This window comes from Corallococcus sp. CA053C (assembly GCF_003611675.1).
GTDB lineage: Bacteria > Myxococcota > Myxococcia > Myxococcales > Myxococcaceae > Corallococcus.
Map to the genome: position 1 here is coordinate 1 of NZ_RAWA01000242.1, position 14,577 is coordinate 14,577.

Genomic DNA, 14,577 nt, shown 5'->3' on the forward strand with positions numbered 1-14,577 from the left:
CCCCCCACCCCTCCGTCCGAGGTCGCGCGCACCGTGGCGCTGGAGCCCACGGATCCGCTCTCCGTGCTCAACCAGGCGTTCCGCGACGCCTACGCCGCGCGCCGCGACGCCGTGCTGTCGGGCATGGGGCCCGTCATCGCGCAGATCGACGACGTGCTCATCCTGCGCAAGGGCGGCCAGCGCTTCGAGGCCCCCTCACGCACGCGGCGCTACCACGAGTACAAGGTCGTCACCCACGTCCCGCTCGCGCTCTACGTGCTGCTCTCGGGCCGGAAGGACGCGCTCGACGACGACACGCGCGTGCGCCTTACCACCCTGCGGGGACTCATCACCGCCGCCACCGGAAGCTTCGCCGGCCGGGGGCTTCCCGCCGACGCCCTGGCCCGGCAGCACCGCATGCTGGAGGCGTCCCTCGCGCTGGTGGACCGCGTCCTGTCCACGAACCGCGTGGCGGATGAGGAGCTCGCCGCGTTCATCCACGCCCAGGTGCCGGACCTGTTGAAGAATGCCGAGGACGCGGCGAGGGATCAGCTCGACACCATGCACGCCGCCGTCGAAGCGTGGAAGCAACAGATGACTCCCACCGAGCGCGACCAGCTCCGGGCCGTCGTCGCCGCCTCGCATATGTCGCGGCCGGGCAACGTGGCGACGCAGTACTTCTCCGTCACCCTCGGCGAGACCTGGGAGGGCCGCTTCCACGAAGAGGAACAGTCGCCGGGCAAGCGCGTCCTGTCGTCGGAGGCGACCTTCGACGAGTCCGCGGCCTTCTCCCTGCTCGCCACGCATGTGCTGGACGCGCGCACGTCCAGCGGCATCTTCGGCGAGGAGACACGCATGGCGAGAGACCTGCTCGCGGACGCGGCCGAGCGCATCCTCGCGGAGATGTTCCAGAAGGCGCCGGAGCCGCCCGGTTCGGGCGGCCCATAGCGCTCAGGACCGCGTGAGCGGCAGCACCACCTCGAAGGTCGCGCCCTCGCCCAGGCGGCTCTCCAGGGACACGTGCCCGCCCTCGGCCTCCACGATGGTGCGGGTGAGGTAGAGCCCCAGGCCCAGGCCCCCGTAGTGGCGCTCCGACACCGCGCGCCCGTAGCGCTCGAAGAGGCGGGGCCGCTGCTCCGGCGCGATGCCGATGCCGCCGTCACGCACCCGCAGCCTCGCCACGGCGCCATCCACCGTGAGCCGCACGGACACCGGCGTGCCGGCGCCGTACTTGAGGGCGTTGTCCAGGAGGTGATCCAACACCTGCGCCAGCCGCGTGCGGTCGAACGAGCCCGGCACCGTGTCCGGGGTCTCCACCGTGAAGTCACAGTGCTCCAGCTCGAAGCGCGGCGCGAACCGCTCGCACACCTCCCGCACCACGACCGCGAGGTCCACGGCCTCCCGCTGCAGGCTGAAGGTGCCGGCGCTGATGCGCGACACGTCCAGCAGGTCGTTCATCAGCTCCGTGAGCCTGCGGACCTGCCGGTGCCCCGTCTCCACGTGCGACTCGATGACCGGCACGAGCGGCGAATCCGGATGCGCCCGCACCGCGCGCGAGAGCGCCTGGAGCTTCAGGCTCAGCGGCGTCAGCGGCGTCTTCAGCTCGTGGCTCGCGACGGACAGGAACTCGTCGCGCAGGCGGACCGCGTCGCGCGCGTCCTGGAGCAGCCGCGCGTTGTCCACCGCCAGCGCCGCCAGGTTCGCCAGCTCCTGGGCGAACTTCAGGTCGTCGTCGCCATAGCGGCGCTCGGAGGTGGTGATGAGGAACGACAGCGCGCCCAGGATGTGCCCCCGCGCCAGCAGCGGCACGGTGATCAACGACCGCATGCCCACCCTGCGCATCATCTCCAGGTGGTGCGCGTCCTGCGCCACCGCCTGCATCAGCGCGTCCGTGACCTCCGGCACCACGGTCGACTGGCCGGTCGCCAGCGCCACCGCGGGCGGATACACGGGCCGCTCGCCCGGCAGGGGCTTCAGCTCCCGCACGGCGCTCACGAGCGCGGCCTGGGCCGGATCCGCCGCCACCACCTGGACCCGCTGGTAGTGGCCACCCGGTTGCCGCAGGTCCACGATGCACCAGTCCGCGAGCGCCGACACCGACAGGTTCGCGAGCGAGGCCAGCGTCGTGGAGGCTTCCAGCGACGACGAGAACAGCTCCCCCGCCCGCGCGAGGAACGCGGCCCGCTCCTCCCCCAGGCACTGGGCGTGGATGTCGATGCAGGTGCCCACCCACTCGAGCACGTCGCCGTTCGGCGCCAACACGGGCACGCCGCGCGCGAGCATCCACACGTACACGCCGTCGGCACGGCGCAGCCGGTAGCGCGCCTCGAAGCGCATGCTCGTCGCGGTGGCGCGCTCCCAGGCCGCCCACGTCCCTCCCCGGTCATCCGGGTGCAGCGCCTGGAGCCAGCCCCGGTTCCGCATCGCCTCCGGGGTCTGCCCGGTGAAGGCCGTCCAGGAGGGCGAGACGGGGCTCGTGTTGACGCGCGCGTGGGTCGTCCAGACGACCTGGGCCGCCGTCCCGAGCAGCATGCGGAGCCGCTCGGCGTCCTCGCGCACGGCCGCCAGCTCCTCGCGCAGCGCGGCCTCCGTGCTGGAAGGCGGCGCGGGAACGGGAGGGCTGAAATCCGGGAGGGAGGACGTCATCACGTGGGCTCAGTACACGTTGTACTTGGCCCGGAGCGCTTCGTGTTCCTGCGCGTTGCGAGAAGGGTGCAGTGTCTTCTGCCCGTCATGCAGGTAGTACCAGAAGTCACTCTTCACCGGGCGCAGCGCGGCGACGAGCGAGTCCACCGTCGGCGCGCCAATGGGCCCGGGCGGCAGGCCCGCGCGGGTGCGCGAGTTCCACGGATCCTGGTTGTCACGCAGCCGCTTGAGGAACGCCTTGCGGTCGTTCCACTCGGGGAGTTCGTAGCGGCTCGTCGCGTCCACGCCCAGGGGGGTGCCCTTGTCCACGCGCTTCCAGAGGATGCCCGCCACGAGCGGGCGCTGCGCGGGCACGGGCTCCTCGCGCTCCAGCATGGACGCCATGATGACGATGTCGTGCAGCGTCCGGCCGCTCTTGGCGATCTCCGCCGCGTGCGCGTCGTAGAAGCGCGCGCGGAAGGTGTCGAGCTGCCGCTGGATGAAGGCCTCCACGCGGAAGCCCTCCGCGACGATGCCGTACGTCTCCGGGTACAGGTAGCCCTCCAGGCCCCGGGTGGGCAGCGGGAACGGCGCCGTGAAGCGCTCCGTCTTGCTGGCCGCGGCGATGTACTCGCCCGGCTTGATCAGCCCCTGGGCCGCGAGCACCTGGTCGGTGTCGCGCAGGCGCCAGCCTTCGATCATCGCGAAGGGCACGTCCTCCGGCAGCGGCTGTCCCTCCAGCGCGGTGGCCAGCTGCTCCACCGACGCCGTGGGGCTCAGCAGGAAGCGGCCCGCCTTCACGTTGAGGTTGCCGCGGCGCCAGAGGTGGAAGCGCCAGATGCGCGCGTCGTCCAGGAAGCCCTGGCCCTGCAGCTGCTGGCCCAGGGAGCGCGCGGACGCGCCCTTCTTCACGATGAACTCCTTCGGGGCGGGGTCCTCCGAAGCATGCGGCGCCGTGACGGCCTTCTGCAGGTACCAGAACGCCCCGCCCACGCCCGCGACCGCCAGGACGATGAGCACGAGGAGCGCGACCAGGATCTTCTTCATGGTCGGCAAATTACCACCGGCCCTGACGCTGCCAACGAGAACCTCCCGTCACGCGACCGGGCAGCCGGACAGCCGGGCGCAAGCGCCCCCTTCTCAACACCCGCCAGGGGTCAGCACCTCGCAGCCGTCGCGGGTCACCAGCACGGTGTGCTCGAACTGGGCGGACAGGCTGCCGTCCGCCGTCACCACGGTCCACCCGTCCGGGAGGATCCGGATTTCCGGGCGCCCCAGGTTCACCATCGGCTCGATGGTGAGCACCATCCCCGAGCGCAGCGTGATGCCCGTCCCCGCCTTCGCCACGTGGGGCACGTGCGGCGGGCCATGCATCTGCCGGCCGATGCCGTGGCCGCCGAACTCCTCCACCACGCTGCACCCCTCCGCCTTCGCCAGCGCCAGCACCGCCGCGCCAATGTCCCCCAGCCGCGCGCCGTGCCGCACCACCGCCACGCCCGCGTCCCGGCACCGCCGCGCCACGTCCACGACGTGCTTCGCGTCGGAGGACACCTCGCCAATGAAGAACGTGGCGGACGTGTCGCCGTGGAAGCCGTCCAGGCACGTCGTCACGTCCACGTTGACGATGTCCCCGGGCGCCAGCCGTTCATCCGTGCGCGGGATGCCATGGCACACCACGTGGTTGCGGCTGGTGCACACCGTGGCGGGGAACCCCTTGTAGCCCAGCTGGCTGGGGGTCCCGCCCCGGCGCGCCGTGTCCTCGCGAACCCACGCGTCGATGTCCGCCGTCGCCACGCCCGGCTGGAGCTTCGCGGCGACGTGCGCCAGCGTCCCCGCCGCCGCGCGTCCCGCGAGCCTCAGCCGTTCAACCTCGGTGCCCTTGAAGAGTGGAATGCCCATGGGCGCCAAGGTGCCCGCGCCCCCGTTCGGACGTCCAATGCTGTTCTGGCATCGTCCGGCCGCGTGCACCCGGCCCCCGCCTCGCGCTAGCCTGGGGCGCGTGAGCATCACGCACCTCCAGTCCTTCGTCGCGGTGGCCGAAGAGGGCCACGTGGGCCGGGCCGCGCGCCGGCTCCACCTCACCCAGCCGCCGCTCAGCCGTCACATCCTCGCGCTGGAGGATGAGCTGGGCACGCCCCTCTTCGAGCGCATTCCCCGGGGCATGCGCCTCTTGCCCACCGGCGAGGCCCTGCTCCACCACGCGCGCCGCATCCTCGCGGAGATGGACGCGGCCGCGCTCACCGTGCGCGCAGCGGCCCGGGACCCCGGACCGCCACAGCGCTGACAGGAAGCCTTCCGGCGCTCAGGTCCACGCGCTCATGCCGCCAATGCGGCGCAGCATCAGGATGGGGCCGTCGTCCATGCGGCGGCCGCGCAGGTCAATCTCACAGTCGATGACCCAGTCCCCGTGGCCCTCCGGGTCCATGATGCGCTGCTGGGCCTCCCACTGCCGGGTGCCGGACTCCTTGAGCTGGGTGTTGGCCGGCTTGCGCGCCTGGGGCGTGAGCACCACCAGCTTGTGCTCCTCGAAGTACGGCGCCATCGCCTGCTCCAGCTTCGGCGCGGTCCACTCGCCCAGGGCGTTGTCCAGCATGCCCAGCGCGTCCAGGTAGCGGCGCTGGCCCAGCGCGCGCAGCAGCCGGTGCAGCTCCTCGCGCACGCGCGCGGCGAAGGCCTTGGGGTCCTCGGTGAGCTCCTTCGGCTTCAAGTCCACGACCGGCTTCGCCTCGAGGGGCGCGTCCGGGTTCTTCATCCGCTCCCACTCGTCCAGGAGGCTGGAGTCCACCTGCCGCAGCGTCGCGCGGAGGTGGTCGATGATGTCGTCCACCTCCTCGTTGCGGAACTTCTCCGGCACCGTCTGCGCGAGCGACTTGTAGACGTCTCCCACGTAGCGCAGGAGCACGCCCTCGCTGCGCTGCAGGCCGTACTCGCGCACGTAGTCGTGGAAGGACATGAAGCGCTCGAACATGTCGCGCACGATGGACTTGGGCCGGATGTTCTCCTCGCCCACCCACGGGTGCTTCCGCGCGAAGGCATTGAACGTCCCGTAGATGAACTCGCGGTTCGGCTTGTGCCACTCCAGCTTCTCCAGCTCCTCCATCCGGTCGTCGTATTCGATGCCCTGCGCCTTCATCTCCTGGATCTTCTCGCCCTTGAGCTGGTGCAGCTGCGCGTACAGCACCACGTCCGGGTTCTCCAGGATGGACTCCACCAGCGTGACGACGTCCAGCGCGTACGTCTCCAACGCGGGGTCCAACAGCTCCAGCGTCTCGTGCAGGTACAGCGACAGCGTGTGGTTGAGGCTGAAGTCGCGCTGCAGCTCGCCCGCCACCTCCACCGTCGCGGAGCGGCCCTCCCACTGCACCACCTGGACGATGCCCGCCTCCTTCAGCGTGCGGAAGTACACCGCCGCGTCCTTCAGGAGCCGCTTCTTCGTGTAGTCCGAGCTGTGCGAGCGGCGGACCAGCTGCACCAGCCGCTTGTAGCCGCCGCTGCCCTCCGTCTTGTCGCTCTGCAGGAGGTTGAGCAGCAGGCCGTGGCTCACCTCGAAGCGGGACTCCAGGGGCTCCGGCATGCCGTTCTGGAGCCGCTCGAAGGTGCTCTTGTCGTACTGCACGAAGCCCTTCTGCGGCGGCTTCGCCTTGGGCGTCTTCTTCTTGCCCGCGGCCTCCTTGGCCGCCTGCTTGATGTTCTCCACCATGTACTCGGGCGCCTGCGCCACCACGCTGCCCTCGGTGTCGAAGCCCTTGCGGCCCGCGCGCCCGGAGATCTGCTTGAAGTCGCGCACGCTCAGCGTCGTCAGCTTCTCGCCGTTGAACTTGAACAGCTGCGTGAAGAGCACCGTGCGGATGGGGATGTTCACGCCCACGCCCAGCGTGTCCGTGCCGCTGATGACCTTGAGCAGCCCCTGCTGCGCCAGCTTCTCCACCAGCAGCCGGTACTTGGGCAGGAGGCCCGCGTGGTGCATCCCGATGCCGTGGCGCAGGTAGCGCTGGAAGTCCTTGCCGTAGGGCGTGTCGAAGGGCGCGTCCATCAGGGCCTGGCGCAGCTCCTCCTTCTCCTCCTTCGTGTTGAAGTCCACGGACATCAGATTCTGCGCCTGCTCGGCCGCGGCCCGCTGGGTGAAGTTCACCAGGTACACGGGGTACTTCCCGCGCGCGATGAGGTCCTGGATGGTCTCGTGCAGCGCCACCTCGCGGTAGTCGAAGTCGAGCGGCACGGGGCGCTCGGAGCTTCGCACCGTGGCGACCTCGCGGCCGGTGAGCTGCTCCAGGCTCTGCTCGATGACGTGCGTGTCGCCCAGCGTGGCGGACATCAGGAGGAACTGCGTCTGCGGCAGCGCGAGCAGCGGGATCTGCCAGGCCGTGCCGCGCTCCTTGTCGGAGTAGTAGTGGAACTCGTCCATCACCACCGCGTCCACGCGCGCGGAGGCGTCGCGCAGCGCGAGGTTCGCAAGGATCTCCGCCGTGCAGCAGAGGATGGGCGCCTCGCGGTTGATGCTCGCGTCGCCCGTGAGCATGCCCACGTTCTCCGGGCCGAACGCCTTGGAGAGCTGGAAGAACTTCTCGTTCACCAGCGCCTTGATGGGGCACGTGTAGAACGACACCTTGCCCTCGGCCATGGCCTTGAAGTGCAGCGCCATCGCGACCAGCGACTTGCCGGAGCCCGTGGGCGTCTTGAGGAACAGGTGCTTGTTGCTCAAGAGCTCCAGGATGGCCTCCTCCTGGGCGGAGTACAGGCTCAGCCCGTTGGTGGCCACGTAGCCCACGAAGCGGTTGAGGATCTCATCGGCGTCGAGGGGGGGCTCGCCGGGCTTCGGCAGCAGGGCGGCGAGCGGGGCGCGGGCGTCGGCTTGAGCACTCATCAGAGGCGACTCTAGGGGTTGGCGCCCGGCCCACCGTGAAAAATCGCGTGCGACCTGGCTCCAAGACGGAAGACCGGACACAGCGGGAGCAGGCGGCCTCCTGCCCGCCTGGAGACGGCGCGCCTGTGCCCTGTCCCACAACGGCAATGCCTGAAGGGCTGGGTGGTCGCGAGAGGGGCCCCTCCCCATCCTCCCCCCGCGTCATTTCAAGGGGGAGCCAGACATGCGGGTCGCGCGGTTCATGGTGGGGATGGTGTTGGCGGGCGGGATGGCGATGGCCGTGGCGCCCGGGTGCAGCAACGAGAGCGTCATCATCGAGCCCGAGGGCACGCCGATCACGGACGGGACCGTCGACGCGGGCCCCGCGCCCACGCTCACGGACGCCCAGATCGCGCGCGTGTTGCAGGTCGCGAACGAGGGCGAGGTGCAGCTCGCGCAGTTTGGCGGGCCGCTGGCCACCGACACCGCCACCCGCGATTACAACGCCCAGATGGTGACCGAGCACACCGCCGCGAAGCAGCGGCTGGATGCGCTGTTGCAGGCCCAGGGCATCACGCCCCAGGACAGTCCCCTCAGCCTGCAATTGCAGACGGAGGCGCAGCAGCTGCTGACCATCCTGCAGGGGCCCCAGGCGCCCCAGGGGGCCGCGTTCGACCTGGCCCTGATGAGCGCGCAGCTCAACGCGCATGCCCGGGTCGCCTTCGTCGGCGACAGCCTCCTGGGTCCCCAGGTCACGCTGCCGGCCCTGACCCAGGAGGTCCAGGCCGAGCGGCAGCAGGTGCAGGTACACGTCCAGGAGGCCGAGGCGATCCAGACGCGGCTCCTGGCCCCGACCGCGCCGTAGCGGCCTCTCAGAACCTGGGAGTCCGGTTCGGCGCCTCCCAGGTGCTTTCCAATCATGTCGGCCCGGTTTAGTAGGAAAAAGAACCGCCGATGCAAAAGCCGACCGAGCCCACCTCCGCGCAGTCCGAACCGTTGACCACGGGGCGCATCCTGCGCGCCACGTACGAGATTGGATCCGTGCTGGGCCGCGGCGGAATGGGCGCGGTCTTCCTCGCCCGCCACCTGCGACTGCCGGGCAAGCAGGTCGCCATCAAGGTGCTGCACGGGGCGGAGTCGCTGTCGCCGGAGGTGGCGGTGCGCTTCCGGCGCGAGGCGGAGATCGCCTCGCGGCTGGGGCACCCCAACATCGTGGAGGTGCTGGACTTCGACACCCTGGAGGACGGCACGCCCTTCATGGTGATGGAGTACCTGCGGGGAGAGAGCCTGTCGCGGAGGCTGCGGCGGCAGAAGCAGCTCCCGCTGGAGGACGTCTTCGCCATCGCCCGGCAGATGGGCGCGGCGCTCCAGGCGGCGCACCGCGCGGGCGTGGTGCACCGCGACCTGAAGCCGGGCAACGTGTTCCTGGTCCCCACGGAGGCCGGCGGCGTGGTGGGCGAGCGCGTGAAGCTGCTCGACTTCGGCATCTCCAAGCTCATCGACTCGCGCACGGTGCAGACGCTGGACTCGGTGCTGATGGGGACGCCGCAGTACATGGCGCCCGAGCAGGCCATGGGTCACAACAGCGACGTGGACTCGCGGACGGACCTCTTCTCGTTCGGCTGCATGCTCTACGAGATGATCGCCGGCCGGCCGCCCTACTCCGGCGACAACGTCGCGGAGCTGATCTACCAAATCGTCCACGTGGAGCCGGAGCCCCTGCTGTCGCTGTCGCCGGGCACGCCTGCGCACGTGGTGACGGCCATCTCCCGCGCGATGGCCAAGCGTCCCGCGGACCGCTACCCGGACGTGGGCGCGTTCATCCTGGACCTGACGGGCAGCCCGCTCCAGACGCTCGGGGAGTCGAAGCCCGTGCGCGTGCCCACCCTCGCGCCCGCGCCCGCGCACATCGAGCCGGTGCCCACGCCGGGGCCGTCCGAGGAGCACATCCCCACCGTAGGCATGCGCCCCCACGCCCACCTGGAAGGGCCCGCGTCCGCCGCGGGCCCCCGCACGGAGTCCCTGTCCGCGCAGCCCCTGTCCCGCCCGAGGCCGAAGTGGCTGGTGGGCGTGGCCGTGGGCGTCGTGGTCATCGCGGCCTTCACCACCGCCTTCCTCTGGCGCGGCGCGGGGACGGCCTCCTCCACGGTGGCCGTGAACCCGGTGTCCCCGCCCCAGCAGCCTCCGGTGGCCGCCGCGCCTCCAGCCGTCGTGGCGGTAACGCCGCCCGTGGAGCTGAAGCAGCCCACCGGCCCCGTCGCGCAGCCGGAGGACCCCGTCGCGGCGGAGCCTGGCCCCGTCGAAAAGAACCCGACGCCGTCGGAGCCGCACGCGAATGCAGGGCCCGCCGCCCGGGGCAGGCCGGCGCGGACCCCGGGCACCTCCACGTCCCTGGAGAAGCTGCCGGAGAGCGTCCGCGAGGACCTGGCGGCGGCGCAGCGGTCGCTGGACGCGAAGAACCCGTCGGAAGCGCTGCGTCACATCCGGCGCAGCCAGCGCACACAGATCACCGGCGCGTCGTATGCGCTCCTCACCCGCGTGTACTGCCAGCAGCACGACCTGGCGAATGCGCGGGCCCAATGGACCCGGGTGCCGGCAACGGAGCGTCCCAAGGTCCGACAATATTGTCGGCAGTACGATATCGACCTCTGAGGTCGCCCCGGGCGCGCGGAGGGGGAACGCGCGCGCCCCCCATTCAAGGAGTCCCTGTGAGAGTTCTACTGGCAGTGAGCGTCGTGGCCTTGTCCCTGGGGTGTTCCCGGGGCGCGCGGCCCGACAGCGCCGTCGCGGGCACCAAGCCCCTGACGGGCAAGGTGTATTCGAACGAGGCCGGCGAGCAGGTGACCATCATCCCGCTGGAGCCCGCCGACGCGCACAAGGCGCTGCTGGAGTTCAACGGCACGAAGAGCGAGCTGGACGGCAAGGTCGTCATCGCCAACGTGGATCAGGACCGCGGCACCGGCTACTGGACGCAGTGGCGCGGCCGCTCGCAGCGCTTCGTCACCGTGCACGACCGGGGCGGCTATGAGGACCTCATCCTCAGCCCCGTGGGCGCCACGGGCTACACGCACCTGAAGCCGGACACGGGCCGCACCGCGGCACTGAAGGTGGAGAAGGTCTTCGCGCGCTACCAGGACGCGGAAGCCGACGGCGACCTCAAGCCCTTCCTCCCGTTCGATCGGAAGTTCTGGGTCGCCCAGGCGGAGAAGGAGCTGGCCGCCACGGTGGCCGAGGCGAACACCGCGTGCGGCACCAAGCTGTCGGCGACCATCGCCTGGGACTCCATCCCGGATCCGGTGCTCAACGAGCTGTCCATCCCCAGCTACTGCGCGGGCCCGCTGGAGTCGCTGCAGAAGCTGTGCAGCCGCTCCGAAGAGGCGAAGCGCACCATCCAGCAGAAGGTCCAGACGGTGGAGTGCCGGGTGGAAGCCGCGGCCGCGCTGAAGCTGGAAGCCCAGAAGGTCATCTGGTCCGTGAAGTCGGGCGAGACGCTGCAGCCCGACGCGACCACCACCTTCTTCACCGAAAACCTCTAGGCCGGAGCCCAACACATGTCCCTTCGACACATGGTCATCGCCCTGGGGCTCGTCCTCGCCCCGCAAGCCGCGCTCGCGTTGGATCCGCCCTGGGGGCAGGAGAAGCGCCTGCGCGACCGCATGGTGCTGGAGTCCACCCGGGTGTGCACGGACGGCAAGGGCCACTACACCGCCATCGTCCCCAACAGCCCGGAGACGGACGGCCAGCTCTTCTACGGGGATGGCAAGGCATTCGTGGAGGTGCCGGCCGTCAGCACCTACAGCGAGACGCAGGCGGACTTCTTCGAGCCCCGCTTCTTCAACCCCAAGGCCAACGACAACTTCCGCGGCGTGGACTACCGGGTGATTTCGCGCCTGGTGCTCAGCGAGGACGGGAAGACGTGCACGCTCAGCTGCGGCGACCGCAGCCTGCCCCAGCAGACGCTGGCGGCGGACAAGGTGAAGGAGCTGCTGCGCAAGTCCACCTTCGCGCCCACCCTGATGAAGTTCCAGCCCTACAAGCTGCTGCGCGACGACAAGGGCACGTACTACCTGGTGGAGCGCGGCATCGGCGCGGACAACAAGAGCTTCCGCATCTTCACGGGCCAGCGCGGCCAGGTGAAGCCGCAGAAGATGCTCAACGTCGTCACCGACTCGCAGGGGGAGATCTTCTCCACCCAGGGCGGCGACCTGCGCCTCGTGGTGGACCGCGAGGAGGCCTTCTGGGTGGTGAAGAGCAAGCGCCAGAAGCTGCGCGCGGTGCCCGTGGGCGAGAACCTGCCCTTCATCTACAACGAGCTGGGCGTCTACACGGGCGCGCGGCTGGGCACGCCCTGCGACGACGTGTAGTGCCGTAGGGCTTCAAGCCCCGGGCACGGTCAGCCGAGCACCTTCACGGCCTTGACCATGTCCGGGGCCAGCTCCTCGTTCTCGAGGATGCTGAAGCCCAGCTTCTTGCTGACGGCCTGCATGCCGCGGTTGCGCGTGAGGATGTCCGCGACAATGCGTTGCAGGCCCCAGCCCTCGCCGATTGCCACCAGTCGCCGCAGCAGCTCCTCGCCCAACCCCTGGCGCTGCACGGTGTCGCTGACGGTGATGGCGAACTCCGCGTCCTTCGTGCCCCGAAGCCGCGTGAGCCGGCCCACCGCGAGGATCTCGCCCGCGCCCTTCCCGTCCGGTGCGCGCTTTTCCGCGACGAGCGCCAGCTCCCGCGCGTAGTCGTTGAAGCAGATGCGCGCCAGCCGCTCGTGGGCCACGCGCTGACTCAGCTTCATCAAGCCCGCGTAGCGCAGGAACACCGTCTGTTCGGACAGCGCCTGGTGGAAGCGCCCCATGGCGGGCTCGTCCTCCGGGCGGATGGGCCGCAGCGTGACGGACTCGCCGTTCTTCAGCGTGAAGTCCGCGACGTACTGATGCGGGTACGGTTCGATGGCGAGCCGGGGCAGCGACGCCGCGGTGACGTCCGCCGGGTGCAGCACCACGCGGGCGTCCAGGGCGATGAGGCGCTCGCCGGAGACGCGCAGCGGGTTGATGTCCAGCTCGCGGATGAAGGGCTGCTCCACCACCAGTTGGCTGAAGCGCACCAGCAGCCGCTCCAGCGCGCCCAGGTCCACCGGGGCCTGTCCGCGCACGCCCTTGAGCGCGTGGTGGATGCGCGTGCGCTCCATCATCCGCCGCGCCAGCGTGGTGTTGAGGGGCGGCAGGCCCAGGGCCCGGTCCTGGAACACCTCCACCAGCGTGCCGCCCGCGCCGAAGAGCAGCACCGGTCCGAACTGCGCGTCCTGGCTGCTGCCCAGGATGAGCTCGTAGCCCTCCAGCTTCACCATGGGCTGCACAGTGACGCCGTCGAACGCGGCCGACAGTCCCCGCTGCGCGAGCCCGTCGCGGATGGCGCGCCAGGCGGAGCGCACCTGGTCCTCGTCGCGCAGGTTGAGCTGCACGCCGCCCACGTCCGTCTTGTGCGTCACCGTGAGCGAGTGCAGCTTGAGCACCACGGGGAAGCCCAGCGCGCGGGCCCGCTCCACCGCTTCGTCCTCCGTGGCGGCGAGCCACGTCTCCACGGTGGGGATGCCGTAGGCGGCCAGCAGGCGCTTGGACTCGTATTCGGACAGGAGCGTGCGGCCCTGGGCGCGGGCCTCGTCCACCAGGGCGCGCGCCACGTCGCGGCCGCTGCCGGTGGGCTCCTCGGCCAGGGTGGGCGTCTCGTACAGGCCCGCGATGTTGTCCGCGTAGCGCCACATATAGTTGAAGACGCGGGCCGCGGTGTCCGGGAAGCCGAAGGTCGGGATGCCCGCGTCGTTGAGGATGCGCTCGCCCGCGGCCACCTCGGAGCCACCCATCCAGCTCGCGAGCACGGGCTTGCCGGGCAGCTTCGCGTAGGCCTTGAGGCGATCGGCCGTCTGCGTGGGCTCGGTCATGTCCTGGGGGGTGAGGATGACGAGCAGGCCGTCGCTGTTCGGATCCGCGCCCGTCAGCTCCAACGTCTTCGCGTAGCGCTCCGCGTCCGCGTCTCCCAGGATGTCCACCGGGTTGCCATGGCTCCACGGCGGCGGCAGGAAGGCGTCCAGCTGCGCGCGCGTGGCGTCCGACAGCACGGCCAGCTCCCCGCCCCCGGCGACGAGCGCGTCGGTGGCGAGCACCGCGGGGCCGCCCGCGTTGGTGAGCAGCGTGAGCCTGCGGCCGGAGGGCCGGGGCTGGCGGGCGAGCACCTCCGCCATGTGGAAGAGGTCCTCGATGGAGTCCACGCGCAGCACGCCCGCGCGGCGGAACGCGGCGCTCAGCACCTCGTCACTGCCGGCGAGCGTGCCGGTGTGCGACGCGGCGGCCTGCGCGGCCTGCGCGGTGCGGCCCGCCTTGATGACGATGATGGGCTTGGTGAGGGCGACCTCGCGCGCGGCGGAGAGGAAGGCGCGCGCGTCGCCGATGGACTCCATGTACAGCAGGATGGAGCGCGTCATCGGATCATCGGCGAGGTAGTCGATGAGGTCGCCCCAGCCCACGTCCAGCATGGAGCCCACGGACACGAAGGCGCTGAAGCCCACGGCCTCGCGCAGGCTCCAGTCCAGGATGGAGGTGAGCAGCGCGCCGGACTGGCTGATGAAGGCCACGTTGCCGGGCCGGGCCATGCCCCGCGCGAACGTCGCGTTGAAGCCGCTCGTGGGCCGCATCACGCCCAGGCAGTTGGGCCCGATGATGCGCAGGTTCGCGGCCTGCGCGATGCGCAGGACCTCCTGCTCCAGCTTCACGCCCGCGGGGCCGGTCTCCTTGAAGCCCGCGGAGATGATGATGGCGCCCTTCACGCCGACCTCCGCGCACTCGCGGATGACGTCCGGCACGGTGGCGGCGGGCGTGACGATGACGGCCAGGTCCACCGCTTCGGGCAGGGCGCGCAGGGAAGGCCACGCCTTGATGCCCAGCACGTTGGGGCGCTTGGGGTTGATGGGGTAGACGGTGCCGCCGAACGGGCTGCTGATGAGGTTCCAGAGCACGGTGCGCCCCACGCTGCCGGGACGCTCGCTCGCCCCCACCACCGCGACGCTGCGGGGGGAGAAGAGGACCTCCAGCGGCTGGCGCGTGCGCTGGTGGAGCAGGTCGAGGGAGGGGTCGGTCCGGGCC

11 protein-coding genes are annotated in these 14,577 nt (G+C 70.7%); 6 read left to right on the forward strand and 5 right to left on the reverse strand.

Annotated features, from left to right (window positions below; genetic code table 11):
• On the forward strand, positions 1–927 hold a 927-nt coding region (locus D7V97_RS27160), incomplete at its 5' end, for a hypothetical protein (RefSeq protein ID WP_233583250.1).
• 3 nt (positions 928–930) lie between these two features.
• Here D7V97_RS27160 and D7V97_RS27165 read toward each other — a convergent pair.
• The 3 genes from D7V97_RS27165 to map all read right to left on the reverse strand — a co-directional run bounded on the left by D7V97_RS27165 (position 931) and on the right by map (position 4,503).
• Positions 931–2,625 (reverse strand): ATP-binding protein, encoded by a 1,695-nt coding sequence (locus D7V97_RS27165; RefSeq protein WP_120613549.1) that lies wholly within the window; start codon positions 2,623–2,625, stop codon positions 931–933.
• A 9-nt stretch (positions 2,626–2,634) separates the two neighbouring features.
• On the reverse strand, positions 2,635–3,651 hold the full coding sequence (gene mltG, locus D7V97_RS27170) for an endolytic transglycosylase MltG (protein WP_120613557.1): 1,017 nt from the start codon (positions 3,649–3,651) through the stop codon (positions 2,635–2,637).
• A gap of 93 nt (positions 3,652–3,744) precedes the next feature.
• Positions 3,745–4,503 carry a type I methionyl aminopeptidase gene (gene map / locus D7V97_RS27175; RefSeq protein WP_120613550.1) on the reverse strand — a complete coding sequence of 253 codons (759 nt, stop codon included), beginning with the start codon at positions 4,501–4,503 and terminating at the stop codon, positions 3,745–3,747.
• A gap of 100 nt (positions 4,504–4,603) precedes the next feature.
• On the opposite strand from map, the gene D7V97_RS27180 reads away from it, so the two are divergent.
• Entirely contained in the window at positions 4,604–4,888 is a 285-nt protein-coding gene (locus D7V97_RS27180) for a LysR family transcriptional regulator (RefSeq protein WP_120613558.1), read from the forward strand.
• Between the two features lie 18 nt (positions 4,889–4,906).
• Here the strand turns inward: D7V97_RS27180 and D7V97_RS27185 are convergent, their stop codons facing one another.
• Positions 4,907–7,468, reverse strand: coding sequence for an RNA helicase (locus D7V97_RS27185; RefSeq protein WP_120613551.1), 2,562 nt, complete (start codon positions 7,466–7,468; stop codon positions 4,907–4,909).
• Positions 7,469–7,691: 223 nt separating this feature from the next.
• On the opposite strand from D7V97_RS27185, the gene D7V97_RS27190 reads away from it, so the two are divergent.
• The 4 genes from D7V97_RS27190 (at position 7,692) to D7V97_RS27205 (ending at position 11,811) form a co-directional block, all read left to right on the forward strand.
• Complete coding sequence (locus tag D7V97_RS27190; protein WP_120613552.1) at positions 7,692–8,312, forward strand: DUF4142 domain-containing protein; 621 nt, start codon at positions 7,692–7,694, stop codon at positions 8,310–8,312.
• A gap of 89 nt (positions 8,313–8,401) precedes the next feature.
• Entirely contained in the window at positions 8,402–10,099 is a 1,698-nt protein-coding gene (locus tag D7V97_RS27195) for a serine/threonine-protein kinase (protein WP_120613553.1), read from the forward strand.
• Positions 10,100–10,182: 83 nt separating this feature from the next.
• Positions 10,183–10,983, forward strand: a complete 801-nt coding sequence (locus D7V97_RS27200; RefSeq protein WP_147444995.1) for a hypothetical protein — start codon at positions 10,183–10,185, stop codon at positions 10,981–10,983.
• A 15-nt stretch (positions 10,984–10,998) separates the two neighbouring features.
• Positions 10,999–11,811 (forward strand): hypothetical protein, encoded by an 813-nt coding sequence (locus tag D7V97_RS27205; RefSeq protein WP_233583251.1) that lies wholly within the window; start codon positions 10,999–11,001, stop codon positions 11,809–11,811.
• A 29-nt stretch (positions 11,812–11,840) separates the two neighbouring features.
• On the opposite strand, the gene D7V97_RS27210 is transcribed toward D7V97_RS27205, so the two are convergent.
• Positions 11,841–14,577 (reverse strand): bifunctional acetate--CoA ligase family protein/GNAT family N-acetyltransferase (locus D7V97_RS27210; protein WP_233583252.1); only part of this gene is annotated, 2,737 nt, incomplete at its 5' end.

Bases quoted from the DNA above. Each gene is read 5' to 3' on its own strand.
- D7V97_RS27165 (WP_120613549.1), bottom strand. From the start codon at position 2,625: ATGACGTCCTCCCTCCCGGATTTCAGCCCTCCCGTTCCCGCGCCGCCT.
- mltG (WP_120613557.1), bottom strand. From the start codon at position 3,651: ATGAAGAAGATCCTGGTCGCGCTCCTCGTGCTCATCGTCCTGGCGGTC.
- D7V97_RS27205 (WP_233583251.1), top strand. From the start codon at position 10,999: ATGTCCCTTCGACACATGGTCATCGCCCTGGGGCTCGTCCTCGCCCCG.
- D7V97_RS27185 (WP_120613551.1), bottom strand. From the start codon at position 7,468: ATGAGTGCTCAAGCCGACGCCCGCGCCCCGCTCGCCGCCCTGCTGCCG.
- D7V97_RS27190 (WP_120613552.1), top strand. From the start codon at position 7,692: ATGCGGGTCGCGCGGTTCATGGTGGGGATGGTGTTGGCGGGCGGGATG.
- map (WP_120613550.1), bottom strand. From the start codon at position 4,503: ATGGGCATTCCACTCTTCAAGGGCACCGAGGTTGAACGGCTGAGGCTC.
- D7V97_RS27195 (WP_120613553.1), top strand. From the start codon at position 8,402: ATGCAAAAGCCGACCGAGCCCACCTCCGCGCAGTCCGAACCGTTGACC.